The 15,092-nt window shown below is 42.1% G+C and carries 14 protein-coding genes; 6 read left to right on the plus strand and 8 right to left on the minus strand.

Annotated elements, in window-relative coordinates; translation table 11 throughout:
* Positions 1–374 precede the first annotated feature (374 nt).
* From GQF01_RS11230 to dnaA, 8 genes are all read right to left on the minus strand, one after another.
* On the minus strand, positions 375–1,439 hold the full coding sequence (locus GQF01_RS11230; protein ID WP_161407145.1) for an HD-GYP domain-containing protein: 1,065 nt from the start codon (positions 1,437–1,439) through the stop codon (positions 375–377).
* An 84-nt stretch (positions 1,440–1,523) separates the two neighbouring features.
* Entirely contained in the window at positions 1,524–4,016 is a 2,493-nt protein-coding gene (gene gyrA / locus GQF01_RS11235; protein WP_161406865.1) for a DNA gyrase subunit A, read from the minus strand.
* A 46-nt stretch (positions 4,017–4,062) separates the two neighbouring features.
* Complete coding sequence (gene gyrB / locus GQF01_RS11240; RefSeq protein WP_161406866.1) at positions 4,063–5,979, minus strand: DNA topoisomerase (ATP-hydrolyzing) subunit B; 1,917 nt, start codon at positions 5,977–5,979, stop codon at positions 4,063–4,065.
* Between the two features lie 68 nt (positions 5,980–6,047).
* Positions 6,048–6,296 (minus strand): extracellular matrix regulator RemB, encoded by a 249-nt coding sequence (gene remB / locus GQF01_RS11245; RefSeq protein ID WP_161406867.1) that lies wholly within the window; start codon positions 6,294–6,296, stop codon positions 6,048–6,050.
* Between the two features lie 5 nt (positions 6,297–6,301).
* The gene (gene recF / locus GQF01_RS11250) at positions 6,302–7,420 is read right to left on the minus strand and encodes a DNA replication/repair protein RecF (RefSeq protein ID WP_161406868.1); all 1,119 of its coding nucleotides are present in this window, start codon (positions 7,418–7,420) and stop codon (positions 6,302–6,304) included.
* A 28-nt stretch (positions 7,421–7,448) separates the two neighbouring features.
* Entirely contained in the window at positions 7,449–7,664 is a 216-nt protein-coding gene (gene yaaA / locus GQF01_RS11255; protein WP_161406869.1) for a S4 domain-containing protein YaaA, read from the minus strand.
* Between the two features lie 13 nt (positions 7,665–7,677).
* Positions 7,678–8,820, minus strand: a complete 1,143-nt coding sequence (dnaN, locus tag GQF01_RS11260; RefSeq protein ID WP_161406870.1) for a DNA polymerase III subunit beta — start codon at positions 8,818–8,820, stop codon at positions 7,678–7,680.
* A gap of 178 nt (positions 8,821–8,998) precedes the next feature.
* Complete coding sequence (dnaA, locus tag GQF01_RS11265) at positions 8,999–10,363, minus strand: chromosomal replication initiator protein DnaA (protein ID WP_161406871.1); 1,365 nt, start codon at positions 10,361–10,363, stop codon at positions 8,999–9,001.
* 635 nt (positions 10,364–10,998) lie between these two features.
* Between dnaA and rpmH the strand changes: the two genes are divergently transcribed.
* From rpmH to GQF01_RS36275, 6 genes are all read left to right on the plus strand, one after another.
* Entirely contained in the window at positions 10,999–11,133 is a 135-nt protein-coding gene (gene rpmH / locus GQF01_RS11270) for a 50S ribosomal protein L34 (RefSeq protein ID WP_029196162.1), read from the plus strand.
* A gap of 137 nt (positions 11,134–11,270) precedes the next feature.
* Positions 11,271–11,630: a ribonuclease P protein component gene (gene rnpA / locus GQF01_RS11275; protein ID WP_161406872.1), complete on the plus strand. Its 360-nt coding sequence runs from the start codon at positions 11,271–11,273 to the stop codon at positions 11,628–11,630.
* 71 nt (positions 11,631–11,701) lie between these two features.
* Positions 11,702–12,475, plus strand: coding sequence for a membrane protein insertase YidC (gene yidC / locus GQF01_RS11280; protein WP_235959431.1), 774 nt, complete (start codon positions 11,702–11,704; stop codon positions 12,473–12,475).
* Entirely contained in the window at positions 12,472–13,089 is a 618-nt protein-coding gene (gene jag, locus GQF01_RS11285; RefSeq protein WP_145665519.1) for an RNA-binding cell elongation regulator Jag/EloR, read from the plus strand. The genes yidC and jag overlap by 4 nt, the downstream gene beginning before the upstream one ends.
* Before the next feature lie 73 nt (positions 13,090–13,162).
* Positions 13,163–14,539 carry a tRNA uridine-5-carboxymethylaminomethyl(34) synthesis GTPase MnmE gene (gene mnmE, locus GQF01_RS11290; RefSeq protein WP_161406873.1) on the plus strand — a complete coding sequence of 459 codons (1,377 nt, stop codon included), beginning with the start codon at positions 13,163–13,165 and terminating at the stop codon, positions 14,537–14,539.
* Between the two features lie 48 nt (positions 14,540–14,587).
* Positions 14,588–15,092: FAD-dependent oxidoreductase (locus tag GQF01_RS36275; RefSeq protein WP_235959519.1), on the plus strand; the 505-nt coding region annotated here is incomplete at its 3' end.

The raw sequence follows: 15,092 nt of genomic DNA on the forward strand, positions 1-15,092 counted from the left end.
AGGCACGCCGCCAGCGTTCGTCCTGAGCCAGGATCAAACTCTCCATAGTAGAAAAGCTTAATTGTACTCATTGACTTGCTAGCGAGATTATTCATCTCATTTATAGTCGATTACTCGACTGTGCTTACTCACTCGTTGTTCAGTTTTCAAAGATCAATTTCTTCCTTATTCATCCATCGCCTTCAAAAGCGACCTGATCAATATACCACATCAGCCTATTCGATTGCAAGAACTTTTTTTCAGTTACTTTCGTTCTTTCGTTCGACCGCCGAAGCGACAAGGAGTAATATAACAAATCTAGAAACAGAATGCAAGCATTTATTTGCATCTTTTTTAAAATAAAGAAAAACCCCTGAATAAGGGGCTTTTCTTCTCTATTGTCCGATTACTTCCTGGATAAATAAGCTTCGCTCTAGCGTCAGGTTGACAATCGTTCCATTGACATTCACCCAAGGTCTTGTCGGCTGTGAGCGATCCGAGAAAATAATCTCTCCAACACGATTATCACTAAGTTTAACAAGTGTTCCGTTGCTAATTTGTGTTGCCTTATTAATAAACACTTGAACCAAAGTTGGATCTACTTTTCCGAATGATTCCGTAAAGAGCTGCTCTAATACGAGGTACGGGGACATAGCTGTTTTGTGAAAACGTTCGTTCGTCATCGCATTATAAATATCAGCGATTGCAACGATCTTAGCGTAAATATGAAGCTTGTCACCTTTCACTCCTAATGGATAACCTGATCCATCCTCACGTTCGTGATGCTGAACAGCTGTTAATTTAACACCCTCGTTGATCCCTGATATGTTTTTCAGGATCTGATAGCCCATCAACGTATGCTGTTTGATCTCCTCCATCTCAGACTCCATCAAACGCCCCTTCTTCTCGAGGATGGAAGAGTCTACTTTGGAAATGCCGATGTCATGCAGGAGACCAGCTAGCGCGATTTGCATTAAATCTTTCTGAGGAAGACCATGCCATCTAGCTAAGCAGTACGAGGTCAAACTTACCATAATGCTTTTATGATATATGTAATCTTGCAAATTACGATTTTTGGGAGTAAAAGTGAGTACCTTGTAGGTATCGATATGCTGAATAAGTGCTTCTAGCCCGTTACGAATATCTAGGATGGGTAAAGGTTGTCCGCCATTCGCAAGCAGAAAAACGCGTTTAAGTAGCTTTAACAAGTTCTGATACTCAATATAAAAAGGAGGAACCGTTGCAACTTCTTTCACTTTGGCGTCCTCAATGGCTCCCTCCGGCTCAATGCCGTTCTTTGATTCTATGTAGACAGAAGCAATGAAAAAAGCTTTAAGAATCTCCAGGTCCCTCTCATTAAGGATTTTCCCTTTATTGAAGAGGACATTCCCCAATTTCGTTGTTACATTATCTCCTAGTTTTTCACCATACTTCAATTGAGAAACGGCTACTGTCGGCACGATCCACTCACTCACCTTACTTTATCTTATACATGCTATTGTAAAGTAAAAGGGATGGGTTTGTAAGCCCATCCCTGCAATTTATTATTCTGTATCCGTCGATTCAGTTTCGCTTTCTTCCCAATCGCCGTCTTCTTCGTCCTCATTTTGGTCTTCGTTCTTCTGTACCCGCGCCAAGGTTCCAACTTCATCATCTTCACGAATATTGATAAGACGCACACCTTGTGTGTTACGGCCCATAACCGAAATACCATCCATACTTGTCCGAATGACCGTACCGGAAGCGGTAATAATCATGAGATCTTCGTCCTCTTGAACGACTTTAAGACCCACCACAGGACCGTTCTTATCCGTCACATTTAAGGTTTTGATCCCTTTACCACCACGTGATTGGATACGGTACTCGGAAACTGGCGTTCTTTTACCGAAGCCCTTAGACGTTACAATCAATACACTGTTATCTTCATGGACAACATCCATATCGATAACTGCGTCTTCCTCATCGAGCTGGATACCTTTTACCCCAGTAGCTGATCTACCCATCGAACGCACATCTTGTTCTGGGAAATGGATCGACATGCCGAGTTTGGTCCCCATAATGATACCTTGATTACCGTCGGTTAACTTAACGCCGATGAGATCGTCGTCATCACGCAAATTAATTGCGATTAGACCGCCCTTACGGATATTAGAGTAATCGTCAATTGGCGTTTTCTTCACAACACCTTGCTTCGTTGCAAAGAACAAGAACTGATCTGTTTCGAAGCTCTCAACCGGGATTACCGCATTGATCGTTTCGCCCTGCTCGATCTGGATCAAATTAATGATCGGTGTTCCACGCGCTGTCCGGCTCAAATCAGGAATCTCATAAGCTTTCAACCGATACACTTTACCTTTATTCGTAAAGAACATAAGGTAATGATGTGTATTCGTCACGAACAAATGTTCCACGAAGTCGTCGTCTTTGGTTCCCATACCGACAATTCCGCGTCCTCCACGCTTCTGGTTCTTATACGTGGTAACTGGTAGTCGCTTAATGTAACCTGTATGCGTAATCGTAATAACGACGTCTTCACGTGGAATGAGGTCTTCATCTTCGATGCTTTCCTCACCAATCGTAATTTCGGAACGACGTTCGTCACCGAATTTCTCTTTTATTTCATTGAGTTCTTCGCTAATGATGGCTAGAATCAGCTGCTCGTCAGCAAGAATCGCTTTAAGTTCAGCGATTTTCTTCATGAGTTCTTCGTACTCAGCCTCAATTTTCTCGCGTTCTAATCCGGTTAAACGCTGTAGACGCATGTCCAGAATAGCTTGAGCTTGATCATAGCTCAAATTAAACGTGTTCATGAGGCCATCTCTAGCTTCCTCGGTTGTTCTAGAAGCACGAATCAGAGCGATAACTTGATCCAGATGATCTAACGCGATCCGTAAACCTTCCAAGATATGAGCACGCGCTTCTGCTTTGCGCAATTCATACTCAGTTCTGCGACGAATTACTTCCTGCTGATGTTTGAGGTAGTACTGAAGCATCTCACGAAGATTCAATACTCTTGGTTGGCCATTAACTAGCGCCAACATGATGATACCGAAGTTAGACTGCATAGCCGTTTGTTTAAACAAGTTATTCAGAACGACATTCGGATTCACATCTCGGCGAAGTTCGATCACAACACGCATCCCATTGCGATCCGATTCATCGCGAAGATCGGTGATACCGTCAATCTTTTTCTCGCGAACGAGTTCAGCAATCTTCTCAACTAATCTAGCTTTATTCACTTGATAAGGCAGCTCATTGACAATGATTCTAGCCTTATTGTTGTTTTCTTCAATGACTGTTCTAGCCCGCATTGTAACAGAGCCTCTGCCTGTCGTGTAAGCTTGTCTAATGCCTTCACGGCCGAGAATGAATCCAGCTGTCGGGAAATCCGGCCCTTTAATCGCTGTCATCAGTTCCAAAGGCGTTATTTCGGGATTCTCAATTAACATCTGAATACCCTCAATAACTTCTCGAAGGTTATGCGGAGGAATATTCGTAGCCATACCTACCGCGATACCTGAGCTTCCGTTCACAAGCAAGTTAGGAAAACGTGATGGGAGAACAACAGGTTCTTGTTCTTCACCATCGTAGTTAGGTGCATAATCGATCGTCTCTTTGTTGATATCCCGTAGAAGTTCCATCGCAATTTTGGAAAGACGTGCTTCCGTATAACGCATGGCTGCCGCCATATCGCCATCGATTGACCCAAAATTACCATGACCGTCAACGAGCATGTAACGAAGAGAGAAGTTTTGCGCCATCCGAACCATGGTTTCATATACAGCTGAATCCCCGTGCGGATGATACTTCCCGATAACTTCGCCGACGATTCTCGCTGATTTCTTATATGGCTTATCTGGAGACATGCCCAGTTCAGACATCGCAAATAAAATACGACGATGAACTGGTTTCAGGCCATCCCTTACATCTGGCAGTGCACGACTGACAATGATACTCATCGCATAGTCTAAGAAGGATGTACGCATTTCGGTAGAAATGTCAATTTCTTTGACTTGCGAATGTAATTCTTCGCTCATGAATGTTCCTCCTGAAAGCTCACATCGTTAACAACGTCTAAGACGTTTAGACATCTAGATTTTTCACGTAAATTGCGTGTTCCTCGATGAAATCTCTTCTAGGTTCTACGTTATCTCCCATCAAAGAATCAAAGAGCGTATCCGCTTCAATGGCATCTTCGATCGTCACTTGCAGTAAGGTACGGCTTTCTGGATCCATCGTGGTTTCCCATAGTTGCTCAGGATTCATCTCACCAAGTCCTTTGTAACGCTGTACATTGACTTTGGCACCTTCACCAAACTCTTGCATGATTGCTTCTCTTTGTTTTTCGTTGTAGGCATAACGTATGGTTTTATTTCTTTCCAATTTGAAAAGAGGAGGCTGTGCAATATATACATAACCGGTTTCAATCAGCTTTTTCATGTATCTGTAGAAGAACGTAAGAAGGAGTGTACGAATATGCGCTCCGTCAACGTCGGCATCTGTCATAATAATAATTTTGTGATAACGAGCTTTATTGATATCGAAATCATCGCTGATCCCCGTACCAAAAGCTGTAATCATCGCCCGAATCTCCGTATTAGATAAAATACGATCCAATCTGGCTTTCTCTACGTTCAGAATTTTTCCGCGAAGTGGAAGAATCGCTTGGAAGTGACGATCACGTCCTTGCTTAGCAGATCCACCTGCAGAGTCACCTTCTACGATATAGATCTCACTGATAGAAGCATCTTTGGAGGAGCAATCTGCAAGTTTACCTGGCAGAGCACTTACTTCCAGAGCACTTTTACGACGAGTCAGTTCTCTCGCTTTGCGTGCTGCTTCCCTAGCTCTTGCTGCTTGAATCCCTTTTTCCAGGATACGCTTAGCAACTGCTGGGTTCTCTTCCATGAAAGTTTGCAGCTTCTCTGCAAATAAAGACTCAACAATACCGCGGACTTCGCTGTTTCCAAGTTTCGTTTTCGTCTGCCCTTCGAATTGAGGCTCCGGAATTTTCACAGAAATAATCGCAGCAAGCCCCTCACGGACATCATCACCGGAAAGGTTAGAGTCACTTTCTTTCAGGGAGTTCGATTTACGAGCATAATCATTCAGAATCCGCGTGAGCGCACTTTTGAAACCTGATTCATGCGTACCACCCTCATGCGTGTTGATGTTATTTGCGAAAGAGTAAATATTTTCCGTATAGCTGTCGTTGTACTGAAGCGCGATCTCGATAGAGATATTATCCTTGGAACCCTCTACATAGATCGGCAGCTCATTAACGACTTCACGATTTCTATTCAAATGCTGAACGAATGAAATAATCCCGCCCTCATACATATGGGTTGTGGCCACATCTGTACGCTCATCGATCAAATTAATCTCGATTCCCTTGTTGAGGAAGGCAAGTTCACGAATCCTGGATTGAAGAATGTCAAAGTCATATTCTGTCGTCTCTTTGAAAATCTCAGGATCTGGCTGGAACGTTACTTGCGTACCTGTCTCTTCGGTTTCGCCGATCACTTTCACGTCGTATTGTGGCGCACCGCGGCGATATTCTTGCTGATGCACTTTGCCTTCACGTTTTACTTGAACAGTAAGAAGTTCAGACAATGCATTAACAACCGAAATACCTACCCCGTGCAGACCACCTGATACCTTATAACCGGAGTCATCCCCACCGAATTTACCGCCGGCATGAAGAACCGTTAGAACAACTTCCAAAGTCGGACGCTTGAGCTTCGCATTTTCACCGACAGGAATTCCACGACCATTATCAATAACGGTAACGCTATTATTCTTATGAACTATGACATCAATCTTGGTACAGAACCCAGCTAATGCCTCATCGATACTATTATCGACAACTTCCCATACGAGATGGTGAAGTCCACGGGCGCTTGTCGAGCCAATGTACATGCCCGGCCGTTTTCGTACGGCCTCTAAACCTTCAAGTACCTGAATCTGACTGTCATCGTACGCATTTTGATTCACGGACATGTTAATCTCCACCTGCTTTTTTATAGTGAGATAAACCTCTTATACTCTTTTATGTGAACAACAAAAGGTTAGTTCGTTAACAAAAGATGCGCTCTTTTCTTGAGCGTGGTAGAGGAGATCGGGGAATAATACACCTTACTTTTCGTAACAACGAGTGATTTGCATTCTTCCTCACCGATTTTTTCTGTTTTTTTATCCTTAACTGCCTGTAGAATGAATTGTTTTGATATTTTTGAGGATTTTTCTATCGAGATATCGAATATAGCAATCAGTTCGGAAGCTCGAATAATTTTTTCTCCACCCAAATGAATAAACATGCTCCTCAGCTCCTGCCACTTACATTTCCTTTCAAAACATGAAACACGGAAGCATGGTTCAGTTGGTCCAAATGGACACTCTCTAGACCCGTCGTGGTGATAAATGTTTGCACTTTTTCCTGAAACGTGCGGATCAACTGCGTCTGCCTATATTCATCAAGCTCTGAAAGCACATCATCAAGCAATAAAAGAGGATATTCGCCAACTTCCTCATGGATGAGTTCAATCTCCGCCAGCTTAAGGGATAGTGCAGTTGTTCGCTGCTGCCCCTGAGAGCCGTAGGTTTGGACTTCTTTGTCATTGATGTAAAAAAGAAGATCGTCGCGATGAGGGCCAACAAGTGTAACGCCTCTTCGGAATTCCTGATCTCTGACCAATGATAACTTTATCATAAATTGGTTTAATAAAACAGATTCATCTTCAAACGAGCCCATGTCAAACGAAGGGGAATAGCGAATGAGGAGCTCTTCACTGTCATTCGTAATTCCTCGATGGATGGTTTCAGCCCATTGTTGCAGCTTCTTTATAAAGTTTTGACGCTTTTTCATAATTTTAACACCATACAGTGCTAATTGTTCATTCCAAATGTCCAACATTGCGTCTGTAGAGCCTTTTGCAGCGAAATTTTGTTTTAAATAATTGTTTCGCTGAAGCAAAATTTTCTGATATTGCGATAAATCATAGAGATAGGAGGGCTGCACTTGGCCAATCTCCATATCGAGAAACCGTCGTCTTATGCCAGGCGTGCCTTTGACAATTTCTAAATCTTCCGGAGCAAACATAACAACATTGAGAGCACCTATAAAGTTGCTGAGCTTCTTTTGCTCGAGTCCGTTTATCTTTGCTTTCTTGCCTTTGGTTGAAATAGAGAGGTCCAGTTGACAATTGCCATACTTCTTCTGGATCTGTGCATGCAGCTGTGTTTGTTCGCCGTTCCAGCCTATAAGTTCTTTGTCTTGATGAGTACGGTGTGACTTGGTCATTGCCAAAACATAGATGGATTCCAATAAATTCGTCTTCCCTTGTGCATTAGGCCCAACAAAAATATTGACATTGCTATCCGTGGTCAACTCAATCTGATCGTAATTTCGGTAAGACTTAAGCGCGAGTCTGTTCAAAAACATGATTACTCATCCTCCTGGCTTGGCCCAATCAGGAGCTAACGACTTCGAATTGTCCGAAACCCTCCACGGTAACAATATCTTTCGGGACGAGTTTCCGTCCTCTGCGATTTTCAGCTTGTCCGTTCACTTCAATTTTTGTATCCACAACAAAAAATTTGGCTTGTCCACCTGTGGATATGCAGTCCGATAATTTGAGAAACTGCCCGAGCGTAATGTAATCCGTGCTAATAGCGATTTGTTTCATACTGGAGCACTCCTTAGTTCGTTGTACGATATGGCAAGATCAGCTGTAGCATGTTTGTCGAATCTTGCGGCTTCATGATGATAGGCTGCATAGCTCCAGTAAATCCAATATGAATAAACTCTGAATCGAGTACCTTGAGTGCATCAAGCATATATTTGGAGTTAAAAGAGATTTTGAGTAAGTCACCGACAATATGCTGCAGGTTAATTTGCTCCGTCACTTTACCTAGCTCAGAGGAGCTGGATGAAATTTCGATCGTCTGGTCTTCTTGCATCATCATTTTAACAATATTCGTCTTATCTTCTCTGGAAAGGAGGTAAGCGCGATCGATGGCTTCAGCCAATTCCTTTGTCGGAACAACCATTTCTGTTTGAAAAGATTGAGGAATGAGCTTGGATGTATCGGGATACGTGCCGTCCAAAATGCGTGAATAAAATAAAATGGAATGTATTTTGAATAAAACCTGATTGTCCGCAATAACTATATCTATAAGTGAGTTTTGATCAGGTAAAATTTTGCTTAATTCATTCAGGGTACGGCCTGAAATAACAATATTAGGCAAATTTTGCGCATTATCGTTATCAACAGTGACTTCTCGGCTGGCAAGACGATGGCGGTCACACGCAATAAACTTCAGTTTATCACCAGTGATATTCCAAAGTACACCTGTAAGAATCGGCGTAGATTCATTTGTAGATACCGCATAAGATGTCTGTTTAATCATTGTTTTAAGCAAATCGCTTGGAAGACGCAACATTTTGCTTTCTTCGATTTCTGGAAGCAGCGGATACTCATCTGGATCAAGACCCATAATTTGAATCTCAGAAGAACCTGAACGAATGATGGTTTGAAAATTATTACCCACTTCAATTTCAATTAGTTGAGCAGGGAGCTTACGAATAATTTCTACGAAAAATTTAGCTGGAAGCACAACACTCCCGGCTTGAAATAACTGAATGATTTTATTGGTACCATTTTCGGTTGGGGTAAAGCTTTGAATCGAAATATCAGTATCGCTTGCCGTAAGGGTTACACCGCTTAAGGTTGCATCTATTTTGATCCCTGTAAGGATAGGAATTGTTGTACGTGACGAAATGGCTTTGGAAACGTGACCAATGGATTCTATTAAATGGTCTTTAAGGATCGTTAATTTCATGACTTCACTCCTGCAGTTCTTTTTTGGGGTGCGTTAGCATATCTATATATAATAACATTCTTTATTAGTAATAGCAGTAGGGGCTCTGGATATGTGGATATGTGGATGAACCGTATATAAGGCAAGCCTATCCACATGTGCATAGATTGTGTATAGGCTCACCCGAAATCAAATGTTATTAAGAGGGGTTTTTGATGCGCTCCGTCAGATTATGAACGATCTTGTAGAGCTCCTGGTCCACTTGCAACATTTGCGATATTTTTTCATGGGCATGGATTACCGTTGTGTGGTCGCGGCCACCGAAATTATCTCCGATTTTCGGTAAAGAGAAGTCCGTCAGCTCTCTTGATAGGTACATAGCGACCTGTCTAGGGAAAGCTACGGCTTTAGTTCGTTTACGCGCTTTAAAATCCTCGAGCTTTAATCCATAGAATTCACCAACACGCTGCTGAATATCCTGTATCGTTATGACCCTTGGCCGGTTCGAAGGAATAATATCCTTCAATGCTTCGGCGGTCAGATGTACGCTAATATCCTGATTAATTAGAGAGGAGTAGGCAACTACCCTTATTAGAGCACCCTCAAGCTCACGGATGTTCGTATCGATTTGATTTGCGATATAGATCATCGCTTCATTAGGGATTTCAAGGTTTTCGGCTTTCGCTTTTTTCCGCAGAATCGCGATACGGGTCTCCAAATCAGGTGGCTGAATATCGGTAATCAAGCCCCACTCAAACCTAGAGCGAAGACGGTCTTCCAGTGTTGGAATCTCTTTGGGAGGCCGGTCACTTGAGATAATAATTTGCTTACCTTCTTCGTGAAGAGCGTTAAATGTATGGAAAAATTCCTCCTGCGTACCTTCTTTACCGGCGAGGAATTGAATATCGTCAATTAATAGTACGTCGATTGTTCTATATTTATTGCGGAATCCTTCGCCGCGGTTATCACGGACAGCATTAATGAATTCATTCGTAAATTTCTCTGATGAAATATATAAAACGCGGGCACCAGGGTTATGTTCCAGCACGTAATGACCAATTGCATGCATTAAATGGGTCTTTCCTAATCCAACGCCTCCGTATAAAAAGAGCGGATTGTAAGCTTTCGCCGGCGCTTCGGCAACAGCTAATGAAGCTGCGTGCGCGAATCGATTACCTGATCCGATAACGAAGGTATCGAAGGTATATCGCGAATTCATCATATTCGTAAAATTTTCTTCGCCAGCGACAATCGCGGGACCTTTAGGTGGTATGACAGTCGGTTGAGTAGAGGCGGACTGCGCTTTCTGTTCTTCGGTCTCGATGATGAATTTCACGGAAACGTGTTTGCCGGTGAAATCATAAATTGTGCCTTCAATCAGCTTGGTATAGCGGCTTTCCAACCACTCTTGGGCAAAATTGTTGGGCGCACAAATAACGACAGTCGAGTCGTTAAAAACTGTCGCTTTGGTCGATTTTAACCAAGTATCGAAGCTAGGTTTGCTGAGCTTGGTTTGGATAATCGTCAAGATTTGCTGCCATAAGTCCGTAGAATGGCCTTCCACAGTAATTCACTCCTTTAAAATCAAACATGTGGCGTAAAGGCCAGGTATAAGAAAATGCGATCTGTGTATAAATCATTATGATTGAAGCTTAACTGGAGCGATCCGAAATAAGCGTAGATTGAACGCAATCAGAGTATATTCTGCGCGAATTACGGCGAAAAGAACCAACATGTCTGATGGGGTCAAAAAAGGACGGCTTTTGTCGTTTTATCCACATTATTAAGAATCGGTTAAAATGACTTATTCTTGTAGAGGGAATTTTGTTCACAATGTTATCCACAGACTGTTGATAAATCGGAGAAATGGTCATGTATATCCACAACAGAAACATTATCATCTTATCAAAAGACAGCCTGTTAATCAACGGATTGTTTGGTATTATCCACAATTACAACAAGTTGTGCATAGAAATTGTTCACAACACAAGATATTGTTAATATTCTGTTGATTTTCGACAAGCTTCTCTTTTCAGTGGATAAATTTTATGCACAGGTTATTCTTTTTTCGATTTCATGTGAATGAACTGGCATTTCCTTCTGCACGCTCGGGTAGGTTGACTTTCTTCCGTGTTATATGATTTAATGAGTAGTAGAAATTTTGTAGGATGGATATCCTCAAATAGGGAGGTGCTATAGATGGGTCCGACGTTTAACCCGAATACGAGAAAGCGTAAGAAGAATCATGGTTTCCGTAAAAGAATGAGCACGAAGAACGGCCGTAAAGTTCTACAAGCTCGTCGTCTTAAAGGAAGAAAAATTCTTAGCGCGTAAAAAGAGGCTCCGGAAGGGGCTTTTTTTTTTGCAATTTGATGGATCAGTTTATATGCCGTTTTTTCGGTCAAAAATAGATAAGATGCCTAATGGTGATTTCTCTTATCTGAAGTTAATGGTCTGGAGCGTACATGTCTGTGGAAAAAGAATATAGATTAGCTAAAAGAGAAGACTTCAATAAGATTTATCGATATGGCAAATCAATGGCCAACCACCAATTTGTTCTTTATTATTTACCTCAACCTAAGTTGGAGAATTTCCGACTTGGTATATCCGTGAGCAAAAAAGTGGGGAATGCGGTTGTAAGGAACCGCTTGAGGCGAATGGTGAAAGAGATCATCCGGTTGAAAAAAGAAAATTTAACGCCGCATTATGACTACATATTGCTCGCTAGGAAACCCGCGGTAGATATGGATTATGCCGAGATGGAGAAAAGCATTTGGCATGTAATTCGAAAAGCTTCTTTATTAAAAAGAAATGACACAATAAAAAAGTGAAGCATTATTTCTTTTCGCGCTTAAATTGTGTTATAGTTTATGTTGGAAAAGATATTTAGGAGGATCTCATTTTGACTCGTCGACTCTATTTGCTTGCAGCTCTTTCTGCGTTGATCTTATTGTTGTCAGGATGTAGTCCTAGTAGCGCTGCTATGGCACCAATTGATCCTAATACGGCAGGTTTTTTTGTAAAATATTTCGTGTACCCGCTTTCGCAGACACTCGACTGGTTCGCCGTCAAGTTATGGGGTCAATATGGCTTATCCATTTTGGTCGTAACCCTAATTATTCGTCTCATTATTTTGCCTCTGACGCTGAAACAGTATAAGAGCTCTAAACGGATGCAAGAGTTGCAGCCTGAGATGAAGAAGCTTAAAGAAAAGTATAAAGATGATGCGAAGAAGCAGCAGGAAGAAACAATGAAGTTATTTCAGTCAAATGGTGTGAATCCGTTAGCTGGGTGTTTCCCAATCATTGTTCAAATGCCAATTCTGATTGCGCTTTATCAAGCTATCATGCGTAATGATCATATTCGAGAGCATACTTTTTTATGGATGAATTTAGGACAGCCCGATCATTATTACATTCTTCCGATAATTGCCGCGGCTACAACATTCGTTCAACAAATGTTTATGTCTTCTCAAATGAATCAACAAATGAAAAGCTTACTATACATTTTCCCGGTTATGATTTTCGTAATGTCCATGAATTTCGCAGCTGCGCTGCCACTTTACTGGATTTACGGTAATATCTTCACCATTATTCAGTCTTACTTTATTTATGGTTCTCCTGGAAAACAAAAAAATCCTGGATCTCAAAATAATAAGGGTGGCCTGTCCAAATGAAAAAAATTGTGGTGACTGGAAAAACTATTGAGTTGGCGGTTAAAGCCGGTCTTTCTCAATGGCAGGTTTCGGAGGATCGTGTTAAGATTCATATTTTGGAGCAACCCTCCCGGGGGTTGTTCGGGTTTATTGGTTCCAAAGAAGCTAAGGTTGAGCTTGAATTGATACCAGATCCGCTTGAGGAAGCCATTGCTTTCTTACAAGATATGTTCGAAGCGATGAAAATTTCCATCACCATAGACACGACAAAGGATCGCGAAGGCTACCAGTTGAATATGAGTGGTTCGGAGCTTGGTATTTTGATCGGTAAAAGAGGACAAACCCTCGATGCGCTGCAATATTTAGTCAATATTGTCGCAAATCGTTATGCGAATTCGCATTTTCGAATTATCTTAGATGCGGAGAATTTCCGAGACAGACGCAAAAAGACGTTAGAGGAACTAGCTTTAAGGTTAGCGAATCGTGTCATAAAGTCGAAAAAAGAAGTTATTTTGGAGCCCATGAACTCGCAAGAACGCAAGATTATACACGCTGAATTGCAGGGACATCCAGTTGTCAAAACATATAGCAAAGGCGAAGAACCGAACCGTCGGGTCGTAATCGCCGTCAAATAACCTTAGCCGCAATGACATGAGCATAAGTCATTGCTTTTTCTTTAAGATGAGGTAAATTCGAGGTGTAAATACTATGTTAAATGATACGATTGCTGCTATTTCTACGCCGCTCGGTGAGGGTGGGATAGCGGTTATTCGTGTGAGCGGGGATGAAGCAGTTCCACTGGTGGAGCGTGTTTTTCGCTCAAAAACGAAATTATCTGATGCTGAGACGCATACGGTACATTATGGATTCATTATAGAACCTGCTTCTGCCGAAAAGGTAGAGGAGGTTCTCGTTACTTTAATGAAAGCTCCGCGTTCTTTTACGATGGAAGATGTCGTCGAAGTCAGTTGTCATGGCGGTATTGTTTCTGTGAAGAAGGTGCTGGATTTATTGCTTCAGCAGGGGATACGTTTGGCGGAACCTGGAGAATTCACGAAACGAGCTTTCCTTAATGGTCGGATTGATTTGACGCAAGCGGAAGCCGTTATCGACTTGATTCGTGCTAAATCAGACCGAGCTTTTAAAGTGGCATTAAAGCAGGTTGAAGGAAATTTGTCGAAACAAATCAAACATTTGCGGTATGTATTAGTAGAACTAATGGCCCATGTGGAAGTTAACATTGATTACCCAGAGCATGATGTTGAAGAAATGACGAATGCTTTCATAAAGAGTAAGTGTGACACGGTAATGCTTGAAATTGACCGTCTTTTGGTGACCGCTGAGCAAGGTAAAATCCTGCGTGAGGGCATTGAAACGGCCATCGTCGGCAGACCGAATGTAGGGAAGTCGTCGTTGTTGAATGAGTTGGCGCAGGAGAATCGGGCGATTGTAACCGATATTCCAGGAACCACTAGAGATGTCATTGAAGAATTCGTTAATGTTGGTGGAATTCCACTCAAGTTGTTAGATACAGCGGGGATCCGGGAAACGACAGATATTGTGGAACAAATCGGAGTGGAACGGTCGAAGACGGCTTTGGCTGAAGCTGATCTCATTTTACTGGTGCTGAATAGTAACGAAGAGCTTCAAATTGATGAGATCGCGCTGATGAAGCAATTAGCTGAGAAGCAAACGATTGTTATTTTGAATAAGATTGATTTAAGTCGAAAGCTGGATATCGATCAAGTGTTGAGTTATTTTCCACAGGAACGTATTGTCGAGTTATCCTTGATTGAGAATAAAGGTATTGATCTTTTAGAAAAAGCGATTGCTGCAATTTTCTTTGAGGGCAAACTAGAATCAAGTGATTTGACGTACGTCAGCAACGTTCGACATATATCTTTGTTGAAGCAAGCGAAGCGCTCGTTACATGATGCGCTTGAGGCTAACGAGCAATACGTGCCAATTGATATGATACAAATAGATATTCGCGCAGCTTGGGAACAGCTTGGAGAGATTATTGGTGATTCTGTTGGTGAGTCGTTGATCGATCAAATTTTTACACAATTCTGCTTAGGTAAATGAAAACCGACAGCATTTTCGTTTTCATAAAAGAGGGAGGGACTTTGTACTATGGGATATCATGCAGGTGATTATGATGTTATTGTCATCGGCGCCGGACACGCAGGTTGCGAATCGGCTCTGGCTTCTGCCCGGATGGGCTGTAATACACTACTTTTAACAATTAATTTGGATATGGTTGCTTTCATGCCATGCAATCCTTCTATTGGTGGTCCTGCAAAGGGCCACGTTGTTCGGGAAATCGACGCGATCGGCGGCGAAATGGGTCGCAACATCGATAAAACTTATATTCAAATGCGAATGCTGAATACAGGCAAGGGTCCAGCTGTGCACGCACTTCGCGCACAAGCCGACAAATTTTCATATCAGCACAAAATGAAAGAAACGATCGAAGCTACGCCAAACTTAACGTTACGTCAAGGTATGGCTGAAGAACTCATCGTTGAAGATGGCACGATCAAAGGTGTAATTACTAAAACAGGCGCTGAGTATTATGCGAAAGCAATTGTTCTTACTACAGGGACTTACCTGAGAGGTAAAGTTATCATGGGGGAGC

The sequence above is a fragment of the Paenibacillus silvestris genome, assembly GCF_009882985.1.
GTDB classification, from domain to species: Bacteria; Bacillota; Bacilli; order Paenibacillales; family NBRC-103111; genus Paenibacillus_E; species Paenibacillus_E silvestris.